The 16195-nt window shown below is 57.3% G+C and carries 15 protein-coding genes; 3 read left to right on the top strand and 12 right to left on the bottom strand.

All coding sequences use genetic code 11. The features are described 5' to 3' along the window. Positions 1–2 precede the first annotated feature (2 nt). The 10 genes from ACXAHG_RS15615 to dctP all read right to left on the bottom strand — a co-directional run bounded on the left by ACXAHG_RS15615 (position 3) and on the right by dctP (position 11425). Positions 3–2882 carry a 2Fe-2S iron-sulfur cluster-binding protein gene (locus tag ACXAHG_RS15615; protein WP_475058756.1) on the bottom strand — a complete coding sequence of 960 codons (2880 nt, stop codon included), beginning with the start codon at positions 2880–2882 and terminating at the stop codon, positions 3–5. Continuing rightward, positions 2879–3157 (bottom strand): sarcosine oxidase subunit delta, encoded by a 279-nt coding sequence (locus tag ACXAHG_RS15610; protein WP_475058754.1) that lies wholly within the window; start codon positions 3155–3157, stop codon positions 2879–2881. The genes ACXAHG_RS15615 and ACXAHG_RS15610 overlap by 4 nt, the downstream gene beginning before the upstream one ends. Positions 3158–3168: 11 nt before the next feature. Beyond that, positions 3169–4407: an FAD-dependent oxidoreductase gene (locus ACXAHG_RS15605; RefSeq protein ID WP_475058752.1), complete on the bottom strand. Its 1239-nt coding sequence runs from the start codon at positions 4405–4407 to the stop codon at positions 3169–3171. A 2-nt stretch (positions 4408–4409) separates the two neighbouring features. Next, entirely contained in the window at positions 4410–5816 is a 1407-nt protein-coding gene (locus tag ACXAHG_RS15600; RefSeq protein WP_475058749.1) for an amidase, read from the bottom strand. A 4-nt stretch (positions 5817–5820) separates the two neighbouring features. Next, positions 5821–5979, bottom strand: coding sequence for a hypothetical protein (locus ACXAHG_RS15595; protein ID WP_475058747.1), 159 nt, complete (start codon positions 5977–5979; stop codon positions 5821–5823). Between the two features lie 108 nt (positions 5980–6087). Next, the gene (locus ACXAHG_RS15590) at positions 6088–7257 is read right to left on the bottom strand and encodes a M24 family metallopeptidase (RefSeq protein WP_475058745.1); all 1170 of its coding nucleotides are present in this window, start codon (positions 7255–7257) and stop codon (positions 6088–6090) included. Between the two features lie 11 nt (positions 7258–7268). Then, positions 7269–8423: a M24 family metallopeptidase gene (locus ACXAHG_RS15585; protein WP_475058743.1), complete on the bottom strand. Its 1155-nt coding sequence runs from the start codon at positions 8421–8423 to the stop codon at positions 7269–7271. Positions 8424–8548: 125 nt separating this feature from the next. Beyond that, positions 8549–9844, bottom strand: a complete 1296-nt coding sequence (locus ACXAHG_RS15580) for a TRAP transporter large permease (RefSeq protein ID WP_475058740.1) — start codon at positions 9842–9844, stop codon at positions 8549–8551. A 1-nt stretch (position 9845) separates the two neighbouring features. Further along, positions 9846–10457 (bottom strand): TRAP transporter small permease, encoded by a 612-nt coding sequence (locus ACXAHG_RS15575; RefSeq protein WP_475058738.1) that lies wholly within the window; start codon positions 10455–10457, stop codon positions 9846–9848. A 65-nt stretch (positions 10458–10522) separates the two neighbouring features. Further along, complete coding sequence (gene dctP / locus ACXAHG_RS15570) at positions 10523–11425, bottom strand: TRAP transporter substrate-binding protein DctP (RefSeq protein WP_475058735.1); 903 nt, start codon at positions 11423–11425, stop codon at positions 10523–10525. 275 nt (positions 11426–11700) lie between these two features. Here dctP and ACXAHG_RS15565 point away from each other — a divergent pair, with 275 nt between their 5' ends. The 3 genes from ACXAHG_RS15565 (at position 11701) to ACXAHG_RS15555 (ending at position 14179) form a co-directional block, all read left to right on the top strand. Further along, positions 11701–12426 carry a maleate cis-trans isomerase family protein gene (locus ACXAHG_RS15565; protein ID WP_475058732.1) on the top strand — a complete coding sequence of 242 codons (726 nt, stop codon included), beginning with the start codon at positions 11701–11703 and terminating at the stop codon, positions 12424–12426. 44 nt (positions 12427–12470) lie between these two features. Then, a complete protein-coding gene (locus ACXAHG_RS15560) occupies positions 12471–13166 on the top strand; it encodes a GntR family transcriptional regulator (protein ID WP_475058729.1) in 696 nt (231 codons plus the stop codon). Positions 13167–13444: 278 nt separating this feature from the next. Then, positions 13445–14179 (top strand): NAD(P)-binding domain-containing protein, encoded by a 735-nt coding sequence (locus tag ACXAHG_RS15555; protein ID WP_475058726.1) that lies wholly within the window; start codon positions 13445–13447, stop codon positions 14177–14179. Positions 14180–14381: 202 nt separating this feature from the next. Here the strand turns inward: ACXAHG_RS15555 and ACXAHG_RS15550 are convergent, their stop codons facing one another. Together ACXAHG_RS15550 and ACXAHG_RS15545 are read right to left on the bottom strand one after the other, a co-directional pair. Then, on the bottom strand, positions 14382–15200 hold the full coding sequence (locus tag ACXAHG_RS15550) for a phytanoyl-CoA dioxygenase family protein (RefSeq protein WP_475058723.1): 819 nt from the start codon (positions 15198–15200) through the stop codon (positions 14382–14384). A gap of 97 nt (positions 15201–15297) precedes the next feature. Next, entirely contained in the window at positions 15298–16098 is an 801-nt protein-coding gene (locus ACXAHG_RS15545) for a 3-methyl-2-oxobutanoate hydroxymethyltransferase (protein ID WP_475058719.1), read from the bottom strand. Between the last annotated feature and the right edge of the window lie 97 nt (positions 16099–16195).

Here is a 16195-nt window from a genome sequence, read left to right as displayed (position 1 = left end):
GATCACAGCTCCTGCCGCTTGTTTTCCGGATCGTAGAAGTGGGGCGAGCACACTGCAGCCTTATGCAAACTGCCGTCGCTGGCCCGCAGCGTGCACTCTTGCCCGATTGCACCGTCCTCACGCGGAGCATAGGCCAGCCCAACGACTTTCCCGGCCGTTGGTGACTCTGCCACCGAAGTGACAAAGCCGCGGATGTCGCCGTCCTTAATGACGATGTTTCCCTCTTCCAGGCCGGTGGCGGGCATTTTCTCCAGCGTGAAACCGACCAGCTTACGGTCCGACAGATGCTGGCCGCGGATCTCCAGGCTGCGTTTGCCAATGAAGAAAGGTTTCTTTTTGGCCACAGCCCAGGTCATATCCAGCTCTTCCGGAGTAGTCATGCCGTCGGTGTCCTGACCCACGATCACATGGCCCTTTTCCAGCCGCATGATCCGCTGTGCTTCCAGCCCGAAGGGGCGGATCCCGAACTGTTGACCGGCATCGGCAATTGCCTGCCACAGGGCGGCGCCGTAACGCGACGGCACATGGATTTCATAGCCAAGCTCACCGATGAAGCCGACCCGGAACACCCGCCCCGGAACACCCGCAACATGGCCCTCCCGATAGGCGAGATAAGGAAACTCTTCTGAGCTGACGGCAATGTCACTGGTCAGTTTTTCCAGCACCTTGCGCGCATTCGGCCCAGCGAGGTTCACGCCTGCATAAGCCGCGGTCACGTTGGCGATATCCACGTCCAGGCGCCATTGCGCATTCCACCACAACATGTTGCGGTAAATCCGGTCCACGCCTGTGGTCGTCGCCGTGACATAAAAATAGTCCTCGGCCAGACGGCAGGCGACGCCGTCGTCGATCACTGTGCCTGCCTCATTGGTCATCAGCAGATAGCGGGTCTTGCCCACCGGCAGCTTAGCGTAGGCAAAAGTGTACATGCGGTTGAGGAACTCAGCCGCATCCGGCCCGCGCACATCCAGCCCGCCTAGGGTTGAGACATCGATCATGCCCACATTGTTGCGGACGTTCAGGACTTCTTCGGCGATGACAGCTTTCGGATCGCTGCTGGTGCCATAGTAGGCCGGGCGCTGCCAATTGCCCGCGAGCAGCCATTCAGCTCCCGCAGCCTGATGCAGCGCATGCATAGGGGTCTGGCGCTGCGGCGTGAATTTACGGCCTGCGAGCGTTGCAATCTTCTCCGTCGTGAATGGCGGCCGCGCCGTCGTCACACCAACCTCGGCAACACTCCGGTTAGAGTGCTTTGCAACGAGGCGGGCGGTTGCCAGCGCCGCGTGCCTGCCCTGACTGGGGCCCATTCCAACGGTCGAGAAGCGTTTGACCAGTTCCAGTTCCCGGTAGCCGTCCGCCACTGCATTCTTGATATCCTTGATCTGCAGGTCTTCATCAAAATCAACGAAGTCCTTGCCCTCAGGATGCGGGAAGATCGGCCAGGGATGGTTTGGCGACACTGCTCTGCGGCCAGGCAGTGGCAGAGTCTCTGGAACCTCAAACCCGCATCGCCGCGCGGCGAGAGCACCCAGCGCAGTGCCATGCGCTACACAATCCGGCTCACTGAACACCCCATCGAGCGAACCAGCCAGATGCACATCAGCGCTTTGGCCCGAAATCGTGAACAGGGCGCTTTCATCATCGTAGGACACCTTGCCACCCGCCTGCACCGGCAGCTGGTATGCCGGGGTATAGCCAACCGACATGCAGACCAGGTCACAGGACAGGAACCGCTGCTGCCCGGAGGCAGCTCCCTCGTCGTTTATCGCCGCGATTGTCACCCCTTTCACATGCAGGTGCTGCGGAGCGGGCAATGCCTCGTAGATGCACCAGCCGCTATATATCTTGACGCCGCGCACGGCTGCTTCAGCCCTGAACGGGTCATCGGGAACGGTTTTGCGCAGATCGCAAATGGCCGCCAGCTCCACGCCCGCATCCAAAAGGTCCAAGGCAACGCCATAGGCATCGTCATTGGCCGCCAGCACCACAGCCCGCTGCCCGGGTTTGACGCCGTAAAGCTTGATCAGCCGCTGGGCCGCAGACCCTTGCATGATGCCCGGCAGGTCATTGTTGCGGAACTGCGCGGGCTGCTCAATCATTCCGGTTGCCAGAACAACTTGTATGGCACGCAGCTTGTACAGACGGTTGCCGCGAATGACCGGCAGCCAGTTATCGGCATACCAGGCATTGCAAACTGCATCCGTCCAAACTTCGATATTCTGGTGCTGCTCAACTTTTTCGGGCAAGCCGCCGACTTCCATGCGGGCATAGTTCAGCGCACCGCCAATCCGCGAATTTTCGTCGATCAAAAGGACTGAAGCCCCGGCATCCGCCGCCGACAGCGCCGCCGCCATGCCGGCGGGACCGGCGCCAACGACAATCACATCGTACCAGCCATAGGCCTTGTCATAATAACCTTCGGTCGGCTTGCTGATATCCAGCTTGCCCAAACCTGCCTTTGCACGGATGACCGGTTCCCAGATCTTTTCCCAGATGCCCTTGGGCTTGTAGAAGGTCCGGTAATAGAACCCGACAGGCATGAAACGGCCAAACCGGTTCATGATGAAGTCCCGGTCCTTGCGGGCAGTGCCGTTCACGTTCTGGGCCCGCACCTCCAGCCCCTCGGAGATCGGGTGACGGTCGGCGAACACACTGACCTCATTGCCGATCTGCACCAGCGTGTTGGCGTCCTGCGCCGCCATAGTCAGCACCCCGCGCGGGCGGTGGTATTTGAATGAGCGTGAAATCACCCATTCGCCATTGGCCGCCAGAGCCGAGGCAATGGTGTCTCCGGCCGCGCCCTCGAACCGGCGGCCGTCAAAGGTAAAGCTGATCTTTTTCGACGGGTCGATCAGCGCGCCCTGCCGTTGCTGAATCGTCATTGCGGTGCATCCCCCAAGGGTCCGTCCACGGGAACGGGAAAGGTTTTCAGGATTTCGTCGGTGACCGTGTGGCGTTCAGCCAGGAACCAGTAATTGGTCGGCGTATGGCACCACCATTCGCGCACCACACCAGCCATGTTGTTCGACATCCAGACGAAATCAGTCCACTCGGTATCGCTGACCCTGTCCGGGTCAGGCTGCACATGCACTTCGCCGTGGCACTGGAACTCAGTGATATTGCGGGGCCCGTTCAGCGGGCAGGTCATCAGTTTCATGGGAGTAGTCCTTAGTGACTGGCCGCAGTGGCCCCCATTTCGTTGACCAGATCGAACCGGCTGAACCGGTCAAGCTGGAAGGGTTTGATCATGTCGGGTACCCGGTTTTCGGCTATCGCCTGCGCCAGATAAAATCCGCTGGCCGGGGTAGACTTGAACCCCCAGGTGCCCCAGCCGGCATCCAGCCAGTAATTGTCTATGGGCGAAGGCCCCATGATCGGGCTGTAATCCGGCGTCATGTCGGTGATCCCGGCCCATTGGCGGAGGATCTTCATCTCCCCAATGAACGGGAACATTTCCAGCGCTGAGGCCGCGAGACCCTCCTTCAAATCAAGGGTCGAACGGGTGTTATACAGCTCATACGGGTCGGACCCGCCGCCGATCACCAGCTCGCCGCGGGCCGACTGCGAGATGTAGCAGTGCAACGCTGTGGAACTGACCATCGGATCAAGGAACGGCTTCACCGGATGCGTCACCATCGCCTGCAATGGGTAGGACCTGATCGGCAGTTTCAGCCCGGCCATGGCCGCCAGCACTGAGGAATACCCGGCCACGCATTGAATAACGGTTCCCGCTGAGACATCGCCGCGATTGGTGCGGATTTTGGTGACCTTGTTGCCGGTCACTTCCAGCCCCGTCACCTCGGTTTTCTGGTGCAGCTCCACACCGCGGTCACAGGCCCGGATCGCATAGCCCCAGGCCACAGCGTCATGCCGGGCCGTGGCTGCGTTCGGGTGCCACAGACCGCACAGGACCGGAGCACCTTCGATATCCAGATTCAGCGACGGCACCAGCTCCCTGATCTGCTGACGATCCAGGATCTCGTTCGCTTCGCCATGGAACGTGCCGCTGTCGGCGCGCAGGCGCAGCGCACGGGACACACCGTCGGAATGCGACAGCGTCAGCTGGCCCCGGCGGGAATACATCAGGTTGTAGTCAAGCTCATTGGCCAGGTTTTCATAGAGCCGCAACGAACTGGCATAGAACTTGATTGAGCGCTGGTCGATATAGTTCGACCGGATCACCGTCGTGTTCCGGGCGGTGTTACCGCCGCCCAGATAGTTCTTTTCCAGGATCGCCACATTGGTGATGCCGTGCTTGGCTGCGAGATGATAGGCCAGAGACGCCCCGTGGCCGCCGCCGCCGATGATCACCACGTCATAATGCGGTTTCAGGTCCGGCGTTTGCGGGATTTCTTCCTTTGCCGGATAACGCCGGGACAGGCCGTATTTGAGCAGAGCAAGAACCATTGTCAGCCGTCCACTTTCGGGAGCGGGATCGAAAAGGCGCCATCCCTCTCGATGACATGTGCAGCACGCAAGACTGTGCTTTCCTCGAAATACCGGCCCACCAGTTGCAATGCGATGGGCAGGCCTTCGGAATGCATCGCACAGGGCATTGTCAGCGCCGGGTGGCCGGACATGTTGAAAAAGGTGGTAAAGCGGGTGATCGCATTGCCAACCGCCTCGTCCACGCCGTCGCGTGTGGTTTTCACGGTGCCGACTTTCTGAGCGATTTCGGGAGTGGCCGGGGTCAGGATCAGATCGACATCGTCGAACAGCGCATTTGTTTCCTGCCGGTACATTTCCACGAACCGTTTGGCCCGGACATAGTGCTCGGCCAGCAGGGTCTGCCCCAGCGCCAGACCGGCGCGGAAATCCTGTCCATAAAGATCACCGCGCTCCTGCAGATAGGCCGAATGCGCGCTCAATGCTTCCGGCATTTGCACGGTCAGCGACACCGCGCGGCTATGCTCCAAATCAGGGAATTTAACGGGGACCAGTTCAGCACCCTTGAGGCTGAGGAAGGACTTGACCTGCTCCATCGCCGCCAGAATCTCCGGATCCGTGCGTTCATAGTAAAAATTCGACGGAATTCCGATTTTCAGGCCTGCAATGTCATGATTCAAGGCCGCGGCATAATTGTCGACAGGTATGTTCTGCGCACCAGGGTCACGAGGATCATATCCCGCCACAATGCTCAGGAAATCTGCGCAATCGGCCACGTCCCGGGTCATCAGGCCAACATGGTCCAGCGTCCAGCAATAAGGAACAACACCTGTGGTGGGCACACGGCCAATCGTGGGCTTCAGACCGACTAGCCCGTTCAGTGCGGCAGGCGCACGCACCGATCCGCCAGTGTCAGTGCCAAGCGCCGCAGGCACTAGGCCAAAGGCCACTGCCGCGGCCGAGCCCGACGAAGATCCGCCCGCCAGACGGGTTGTGTCATAGGCGTTGACACAGGTGCCATAAACTTCGTTCTCACCAGTGGCGCCATAAGCGAACTCATGCAAGTTGACTTTGCCCATGCTGACGGCCTTAGCGCTGCGCATCTGAGCGATGGCAAAGGCGTCCTCGGTTGCAATGCGATCGTGGAACACCCGGGAACCAGCAGAAGTCAGAACGCCCTTCACATCGAACAAGTCTTTCGAAGCATAGGGAATACCGGCAAAAGGTGACGCTGCCAGATCATCGACGGTCAGCTGAGCGGCATCCGCACGCGCAGTCTTGTCCGTGACGGTAATGAACGCCTTTGAGCGGTCGTTGTGTTGCTCAATACGATCAGCGAACACACCGGCCAGTTCGGCGGGGGTGATTTCCCGGGCAGCCAGCCTGTATTTCAGGCTGCGCACAGTGTCAAAAGCAATCTCGGTGGTCATTAGTCTATCGTTTCTGCACGGTTAGAGCGGGCGGGGTTGTGCCGAGGTCGATTTTGCGCAGGACTTCCAGCTCATCCAGCAGGTCCTGAAACCCGGTGATGATGCCCAGCTGCGGGTCGACGAGTTCGTTGATTTCAGCATCGCTCCAGTCATGCGAAGCCATTTGGCTGCAGATCCCTGTCAGCGTTTCTTTGGTCAGTTTTTCCATGTGGATTCTCGGGCAAAAGCGTCCAGAGGGGATGGCGCGCCAGATCCGGCACGCCATAATGTTTTAGCGCAGGATCAGGGTTTCCGGCGTCTGATTGGTCAGCACTTCGCCGCCGTTCTCTGTCACCATCACAGTGTTCGAGATGAAGTAGTCGGTGACCTCGGTGTTGGTGAACCAGGAGTGGGCGTGCACCACCATGCCGACCTCGATCTTGCGTTCCGAGTTGGGGAACAGCGAGGTTACCATCGAGCCGCCGGTCCAGCTGGGCGGGAAGCCGATGCCGACGAGATAGCCGCAATGATGGCGGTGGTAATCGTTCAGACCGGCGCTGGCAGCAACATCACGCCAAGCATCATAAGCATCGCCTGCTTTGTTACCGGGTTTCAGCGCCTCACAGATGGCTTTCATGCCGCGGATAGCCAGTTCAGCAGATTCATGGGCGCCGTCAGGCGCATCGCCGACATAGACCAGACGACCCATCGGTGCCTGATACTTGCGGTATGCCGCGCAGGTTTCCATGAAGACCGCATCGCCATTGCCGAACGTGTCACCCCGCCATGTGGTGTGCTCCTCACCCAGACGGGTGGTGGGGCGGAAGAATGGGCCGAAACCCGGATACTCGCTGCCCTCAAGGATCATCTTGTTGTGGTAAGCGGCCGAGATTTCGTAGTCCGATGCGCCATCACGCACGGCCTCGATCGCGGCCAGCGTACCCATATCGGCAGCGCGGGCGGCTTTGCGAGTGTACTCCATCTCAAGCGGCGATTTCACCAGACGAATATCGTCGATGATGCCCGAGGCATCGCTCCACTGCGTACCGGCGCCGTCGTCCTGAATCCGCTCGGCATGGCGCGGGGTCAGGAACAAGCTGCGCTTTTCGATGCCGACGCGCCCGCCCATGATGCCCAGGTCTTTCATCGCCTGATGCACGTAATCAGACAGTTCCTCATGGTCTTTGTGGCCGTAGAACGCAGCGTTGTTCACCTGATTATCATAGGTGATCTTTTCCATCGCACGGCAGGCCAGACCCATCTCACCATTGCGGTTCAGGATCACGACGTGCGCGGCGAAAAAGCCCCAGTGATCCATACCGGTCAGGTAATAGATGCTTTCGGGAACCGAAATCAGGATACCGTCCAGATTGTTATCCGCCAGGGCCTGGCACGCGCGGTCAACGCGTGCCTTTAGCTCGTCCGCGGGAAAAGGCATGGAATTCATGATCATGTCTTTCATCAAATGTGCCCTTACTTGCTGAGCAGAATTTCGCGGGGATAGTTGGTGATGTATTCGAACCCGGATTCGGTCACGACAATCGAGTCGCCGATCCGGCCTGCGGTAACGCCATCAACCGAGATGCCGCCATCGACGGCAAAGGTCATGCCCGGCTGCAGCACAGTCTTGTCACCTGCTTTCAGTTCAGGCGCTTCCAGATAGGCAACGCCGATGGAACGGCCGGTGCGGTAGCCGGTCTCGTAGCCGCGTTCCTGATAGACCTCGTTTGCGGCAGCAGCGACATCTTCGGCCAGAATCCCCGGACGGATCGAGTTGATCGCGGCCTGCTGCGCGTCAATCGCGGCTTGCTGTACTTTGCGGTCCAGATCCTTGACGTCGCCGACGTGGAACATACGGTCAAAGCCCAGCTTGTACTGTTTGAACTGCGCCATGTTGCAGAAGCAGAAATAGACCGGATCGAACTTTTCATAGGCCTTCACGCTGGCACGACCATGCACCATCGAGGTTTTCTTGCCACTTTGCACGATCTGCAGGTTGTGGATCATCGGCGACACGAAGCTGTCCCAGCCTTTGTCGGTCAGGAAACCCGCGGCCTTGCGCGAACCGGCATCGATCACGGCCAGCGCGCTTTCATATTCCTGCGCGCCTTCTTTCAGCGAGTTATGCGCCGCCAGCATCATCGCACCTGCGATTTCACCGGCCTGCTTCATCACCTCGATCTCAAGCGGCGATTTGATGGTGCGCATTGCGCCCAGCACAGGAGAGATGTCCTTGAGCGGCACGCCTGCATAGGTTTCGTCCAGGTGGTTGCGGACAATCGCAGGAATCGAACCCTTTTCGACCCAGATCTCAGACGGGTTTTCACCCAGTGCACCAGCCAGAGCGCGGCCCCACGTGCGCTGACCGATGTCTTCCCAGGTGCGCACGTCCTCAACCCAGGTCATTGCCCCGACCATTTCAGATTCCATCAGCGGAGTGATGACGATGGGCGCATCGTCCGCATCCACGACCAGCATCGACGGGCGGCCGAACTCGATCCCCAGATAACCCCAGAAACCGGCCAAATACGCCATTGAGCTTTCGTCGGTAAACACGGCCTTCTGAATACCCGCCTCTTTCATACGGGCCTGAAGTTCAATTGTTCTTTGTTTCGCGTGTTCAAGCATGTTGGTTTTCCTCACTAGCTAAGTCGATCGGGACTTTCGGACACAGCCGAAGACAGGCCTCCCGAGCGGGCAGCGCCTTATCCCGGTAAGTTGGGGTGGACCCCGCCGGCAGGCGGGGAGCAAAATCAGTCCAGCAGTCCCGGCAGGAACAGGGCAACCGGCGGTACGAAGGTCACGATGAAGACCATCGGCAAATGCCCCAGAAGCAGGAACTTCATGGTTGGACCGACGTAGGTGGACAAGGGCTGCCGGGTGACCCCACCTGCCATATAGAGCAGCGGCGCACAGGGCGGAGAGATATTGCCAAGCCCCAGGTTCGTCCCAACAATTGCGGCGAAGTGGATTGGGTCCAGCCCGATTTTCTGCGTCACCGGCAACAGGATGATGGCTGCCAGAACACCGCCCGACACGTCGTCGATGATCATGCCCATAATCAGCAACAGCAAGTTGATCAGCAGCAGGATGACGATTCTGTTCTCCGAAATCGTGAGCAGCAGGTCGGCAAACTGGGTCGGTACCTTAGCCAGCACCATGCCGCGGCTCATAACGAACAGGAAGAACAATACCATCAGGATCGCACCGGTCAGCCGGGCCGCTTCAACCGTCGAGTCAAACAAGCGGTCAAACGGCAGCGTGCGGTAAATCAGCATGCCGACTGCGAGCGTATAGACCAATGCCATCGATCCAGCTTCTGTCGGAGTCGCAATGCCGGAATAGATGCCACCCAGAATGATGATCGGCATGATGATTGCCAGACTCGCCCGCTTGCCGGTGCGGCCGATATCCTTAACGGTTTCCGAAAAGGGCATTTTCTCGGCCACGGTGATCGTGGTGTTCTTGCGCAAGAACCAGAAGTTCAATGCGCAATAGATGATCGCCAGCAGGATCCCTGGGCCCATTGTCGCCAGAAACGCTTTGGCCACGCTTTCCCGGATCGCAATGGCAAAGACGATCATTGGAATAGACGGCGGGATCATCAGCGCCAGCACCGAGGACACAGCGACCAGCGCCGTAGCATGGCCCGGCGGATAACCTTCATTGATCATGCGCGGCACCATGATCTTGCCAATCGCAGCGATGGCAGCCGAAGCGGAGCCGGAGATGGCTCCGAACAAGGCGCAAGTCACAACGGTCACTGCACCTAGCCCGCCTTTCGTACGGCCAACAAAGGAATTGACGAAATCCAGCAACCTCTCGGAAATACCGGAAGCGCCCATTAGAGTCCCCGAAAGGATGAAGAGCGGAATTGCCAGCAGCGAAAAAGCGCTAACCTGAGAGTAACCGAAGCCCGCGTGGAACGAGATATTGGTGCCTTGCAAGCTACCGAAGGCAAGAGCCCCTATCCCGAAGGCAAAACCAACCGGAACCTCAATCAGCAGCAGAATAATGACCAGTGCAATAGCGATGAAGAATAGGGTCATGTCATTCGCCTCCCTTGCCGGTGACAAGCGCGCGCGCTTCGAGGAAAATTTGCAGGAGCATATAGAAATTCATCAGCACAAAGCCGAAGATCATGCTGAAGTCCCAAAGATACTTAGGCAGCTTCATGTAAGAGCTCTTGCGGTTCAGGTTGAAATTGAACGACGCGAAATCCCAGGCGTACTTTGCGAAGACAGCCAATGCGATCAGGCAGGCTACTGATCCGAGCAGCCGGAACGCCAGCAGGGTCTTGCGGTTTTGAAACACAAGCGACATCACACCGCCCTCAATGTGGTCGCGTTCCCGTGAGCAGTAGGCCATCCCGATGAAGTAGATCCAGAGCGCCAGCATCGGCGCCATCTCTTCAATCCCGAGGAAGGGCGACGAAATCACGTAACGCATGAACACTTGCGCTGCCATGACAAGCCCCAGCGAGATCATTGCAACAAACATGATTACGCGCATGACCCAAGCGATCGTGGCTTCAACGGTGTATAGCCCATTAAACCCGCGATAGACAGGAGCGCCCTTTTCATCTGCCGGCGGAACCGGAACGATTGGTGCCGGTGTCGTCAGATTATCAAGGCTGTCAGTATGTAATAATTCTTTTGTCATGGTTTCCTCCCGCGCCGTGACGGGAAACGCAACACTCCTCAGCTGCGTTTCCCGAGCAGGTTGTGTTATTCCACACCAGCGGCTTTCTTGATTTCGCCCATAACCTCGGCACCGATGATGCCTTCCATGTAGGGGTATTCGACGGCGACGATCTTGGACCGGTAGGCCTCAAGCTGCTCCGGGGTCAGCTCTACCACTTCGATGCCAGCTTCCTTGATTTGCTCGAACCATTTCGGGCTTTCAGCTTCAGCATTTTCCCAAGCCCAGGTCACGGCTTCGTCCGCAGCGGTCTTGATCCAGCCCTGCTGCTCTTCACTCAGGCTGTCGAACCACGCCTTGTTGGCATTCCAGAAAGTGTGTTCGAAGTTTTCGCGGGTGAAGACGTAGGAGCTCAAGACGTCTTTAAACAGCAGCACTTCAGACGGCGGCGAATAGGCCCGGCCGTCAATTGCTCCGGTCTGGAGCGCTGTGTGCACCTCCGAGAAGGCCATCGGAACGGCCGAGAAGCCGGTGGCTTTGTAACGCTCGATGGCCATCGGCTGGCCAGGCACGCGCATCTTAAAGCCTTCGGCATCGGCCGGGAAGTTGACCGGGGTATCGACACCCTTGCGGACAACAAAGCCGGTGAAGTCAGTCGGGATGGTGCCCAGCAGTTCCATACCCAGATCGTTCATGATGCCGTTGTAGACTTCATTCATGGTCGACCCGGGGCCATAGACTTCTTTCCCTTGCTCCCAGTCGTTGGCGATATAGCCAAGGATCGAAACATCCCAACGCGGATCGAGCTCAGAGTGGTTCCAGGACATGGTCATCTGAACCGCACCCTGTGCAACCTGCTCCACGATCGACGTCCAGTCACCCAAGTCGCCACCCGGATGATATGAAACCGTCATGGTGCCGCCCGACAATTCGTCGAGGCGTTCGATGAACTGCTCCGAGACTTTGTGGAAGATGTGCTCCTGGTCCATGACGTGGCCGAGGATGATGTCCTGAGCCGATGAACTTGACGCGGTGAACCCGGCCAGTCCGAGCGCAACAGCGCCAGTTTTCAGAATTTTCGATACCTGCATTTGCGAAGATACCTCCCTTAGATGCGAACGATGCCTGCACATGGAGACCCCCCTGGCAGGCTGTTCGAGAACTTGACCTGCATACAGCTATATGTCAACAGTGGATTTATGTGTACAAAAATCGCCCATATTGAGTCTGATGCATGCAGCTAAAGAAAAACCCAACACAAAACATGTTTGATGAAGGCCGTCACTACCGGGCTAAGGTTGGTTTCGTCTTGTTGGCCACAGAGCAAACGATCGAAGAAGACATGATGGCCCTCATGCCCAAAGGCGTCGGCGCCCATTTCACTCGCGTGACCATTCCCGACAGCATTACGGTGGAAAGCCTGACTGGCGTGGGCGGCGATCTTGCGCGCGCAGCATCTACCTTGCTGCCTGATGGCAGTCTCGATGTGGTCAGCTACGCATGCACTTCGGGCAGCTTGGTGCTCGGAGAAGACAAGGTGTTTCAGGAACTGCGCAAAGGTGCGCCGAATGCCATTGCCACTTCCCTAATCACGTCTGTGATCAACGCTTTAACAGCGCTAAATGTAAAGAAAGTAGCCGTTTGCACGCCCTATCTGGACGAGGTTAATCTGCAAGAAAAGGAATACCTCGAAGACCGCGGATTCGAGGTCACGAATATTCATGGATTGAACCTTGAGCGGGACAGCGACATGATCCGGGTACGGCCGGAAACGATCAAGCAACTAGCGTGTTCTGTGAATTCTGATGAAGCTGAGGCTGTATTCATCAGTTGCGGTGCTCTCCGTTCTATTGAAGTTGTTGAGCAGCTCGAAAAGGCACTGAGTAAACCGGTTGTCTGTTCTAACCAGGCCATGGCTTGGGATGTACTTAGACAAGCAGGGATCGAAGATAGTATCCTCGGATACGGGCGCCTCTTGAGAGAGCATTGAAACGAAACCACTAAGAGACCCGGCAAAATGGAAGGCAAAAAACCTTGGCTATCGCTGAACCGAATGTCGAATCACAACCCAAAACGACCGTTGATCAGATTCAACATCAGATCCTTCAACGTATCTGCTTCGCCCACTACCAGCCAGGCGATCAACTGAAGGAAGCAGTGCTAGCAAAGGAGTTTGGGGTCAGCAGGACGCCGGTCCGGGACGCAATTGCGCGTATCGGCCATCTTGGATTGGTTGAAACGCGCAATGGGGTCGGAACAGTTGTCATTAAGCTTTCCGACAAGCGGATCCACCATCTTTATGAGATGAGGATGGAGCTGGCCACGCTGATTGGAAAGCTGTCACCTGCAGTTATTGAGCGCCACCACTATGAGGAGGCGCGCTCGATTCACCAAAGCGCAATCGAGCTGAATGAACAGGCCGATTCGCTGAAGTTCGTGTCGCTGAATCAGAGGCTGCAAACCCTGATCGCCTCTTTGATCGGCAATACGATACTTCGTGAGTTCTGGAGCCAGGCATATTTTCAAGCCTCCAGTGTTTGGCACCGCATGGAGAAAACAGCTGGGCCTGCAGTCTATGAGGCGCTGGTCGAAGAGACTTCAGACCTTTTGATCGCTCTGGAGCGCGAAGACATAGCTGCAATCGGGCACATTCAAAGAATTCAAATTGGGTATGGCTACCAGTTGATCAAGAAACACTTGCTGGCAGATACCGAAAGCCGAAGCCACTAGGCTCATTTGGCCGAGGTCGCAATCGAAAGAGCTCTTCAAGCCATGAGCCGATCAATTCTTCTGGCTTTGCCTCACTTAGCCGGCCTTTGCTTTGACTAAGGAACAGGAACGAGAGAATGCGCGGGACGGGTATGATGCTCCCTCTGCGCCAGCGGCACGCCTCACTAGAATTCCTGCCGACCGTACGGCGATATTTGCGGCCGCTTCCGCAGGGAGCTAGCAAACGCTTAGAACGTTGAGTTCTAACATTTTTTATCAACGCAACAAACTGGAGGAGAATGCGTGCTGCTATGAGGATTGGAATTGTTGGAACAGGCACCATAGCTGCCGCTGTTGTCGATGGGATGGCTGAGGACGGTCACCAAATCACTGTTTCCCACCGCGGAGAAGCGCACTCCTCCCGGCTAGCTGGAAAATTTGAAAATGTGACCGTCGCCGACAATCAAAAGGTCCTTGATGCGAGTGACATCATTTTCCTGGGCCTAATGGCTGACCAAGCAAGGTCCGCTCTATCTTCCCTGACATTCAGGTCAGACCAAAAGATCGTATCACTCATGTCCGGTCCGACGCTCAAAGAGCTGACGGAAATGGTGGCGCCGGCGGAGGCCGTGGCTAATATGATCCCTTTCCCAGGCATTGCCACCGGAGGATCTCCAATCTTGGTCCTGGGCGATGCTGCAATCACCAATGAGCTTTTTGGGGCACGCAATTCTATCTTTCAAATAAAGGATGAAGGGGAGCTCGCCTCCTATCTTGCCGCGCAAGCGGTACTTTCACCGGCAACTGTCATGGTGCAGCAGGCCGGGGAATGGCTGGGAGAGAATATTGAAAATGCCGAGCAGGGCGAAGCGTTTCTGCGTGTTCTAGTCGGCTCTAGCCTGCAAGCCACTTCGGATTGCCAGCATCTGATCCAGGCCCTGAACACGCCCGGAGGATATAACCAGCGCCTGCGGAAGCATATGGAAACTTCGGGCTTCGCGGAGCATCTTAAACAAGGGCTTTCCAAGTTGTGAGCAGCTGCAAAACACGCGGCGCCTCCGGCCATCAGGGCTGAACAGCCGGCAGTCACCGGCGCAACTGATGGCTCGTGCCGTGACAAATACAGACGCGCCGATCTTCGAGGTAGATTCCGCAGTTTTCAAAAGGTGTTATCCAATCGAAGCCACCCGGCAAGTTTTCCCGGCCAAGTACATTTGGCCGGGGGCTATAGTAATATCAGTTGTAGTCACGCTGCCAGAGAAGGGGCAGCAGGCTGCCTTCTACGAGGCGATTACCCTCTTTCATTCCATGCGCGTCCCAATACTTGGTCTGCTCATCCGTCCAGACCCCGCGCTTTTCGTAAAGTGCGTCGCCCTGTGCGAACCGCATGGTCAGGCGGTTGACCGTTTCAGCTGGCGGCACCGGATTGGGAGCGCCATGCAAAGTGCGTGAATCGAAGATCATGCAGTCACCTGGGGCCAGCTCGAACTCCAGCACTTCATGTTGATCCAGATCCGCTGTGAAATCGGGCGTCGGCTCATACCCCTCCACAGTCGGTGCCTTCTGACCTGCCCCAGCAAAGCTCAGCGGCATGAACTTTCGCCCCCATTTATGCGAGCCTTTCAGAAACACGACGCCGCCACCCTTGCCAACGGGTTCCAGTCCCATCCACAGCACGCACCATTTGCCGCTGACGTCGAAATACGGATTGTCCTGATGCCAGGGAGCGCGGTTCACAGCGCCTGCTTCGCGCACCATCCAGTTGTCGGTGATCAGCGCAATGGACTCTACCTGCATCGCCTCGCCGGCCATCCTGGCCGCGGGAGAGTTGAAAATGAAATCCTTCATGTACTCATTCTCGCGCCAGATCCACATATCGGCGCAATAGGTACCTGGCTTTGTATCCTTGGAATAATCCAGATACATCGGCCCCGGATTGGCGCGGCCATAGTCAATCGACTTGCGCACGACATCAAGCCAATCGGGCGAAAATACGTCGCGCAGCACCACAACGCCGTCTTCTTCATAAGTATTGATCTGTTCTTGCGATAACATCTTGTCCTCCATTGCTATCACGTGCCCCCCATCCCAAAGGGAGGCCGAAAGAAATCTGTGTTGGTTGAGAACGCCCAAAGGCGTGCGCCGGGCCGGATCAGAGCTTATCCAGCGCCTCTTCCAGCTTCTCCAGCTCTCCGTCCTTTATGCGGATCGTCTGTTCGGCATAAGGGAACGAGCCAGTGCTGACCTCGCTCTGGAAGGCAGACAGGGCTTTGACCCGAGCATCATAAAGCTGCTTATGGATCGGAGAGAGATCGCCAAAGGCATGGGCGTGTTTTGGCTTGATATCCGCCTCGCCGCAGATATCCGCCATGAACAGCGAAACGATATCGCCGGATCTGCCCGAGCCCAGCGAAACGGTGACAATGGACGTGCGCTTGTTAAGCAGTTGCAGCGTCTCATCGGCCACACATTCGATCTCGCAGGCAAAGGCGCCCGCGTTCTCGCAGCGCTTGAAGTCCTCATAGATCTTCATGGCCTCATCCGCGGTGCGGCCCAAGGCACGTAGGCCCCCCGCCCAATGGCTGAGCGATGGCACCAGGCCCAGATGTGCCTGGACCGGAATGCCCTCTCGCGCAAGGGTTTCGATCACAGCATACGATCTGCTGCAATAATAGGCGTCGGCGCCCCGTTCCATACAGCTGATGGCGTGCCGCAGAAAATCATCCTTGGTGACGAATTCGCCCCAATAGTTCATGCCGCTTATCGCGAAATGATGCGGCGCGATTTCGCGTGCCATTTCGATCTGGTCATCACGAATAGTCAGTGTGTCGATACCAGCCTCGACGCAGGCCTGAATTTCGGCCGCGTTGCCCGGGTTGCACATCGTCAGGGCAGGACCGTCCGAGTGTTTCAGATCCTGAAGGTCTTTTACCGTAAAGTTGCGTTTGGCCATCTGTCGGCCAAAAGTATAAATGTTCTTCATCGCACGCTTCCCATTCTGCTTGCATTCACCGCCCATTCGTATTGGCAGCATCGAGTCCGAAAACCGG

The sequence above is a fragment of the Leisingera sp. ABD4_442 genome, assembly GCF_056160905.1.
The sequence above is the reverse complement of the archived record's forward strand: the minus strand, read 5'-3'. Positions and strand labels throughout refer to the sequence as shown.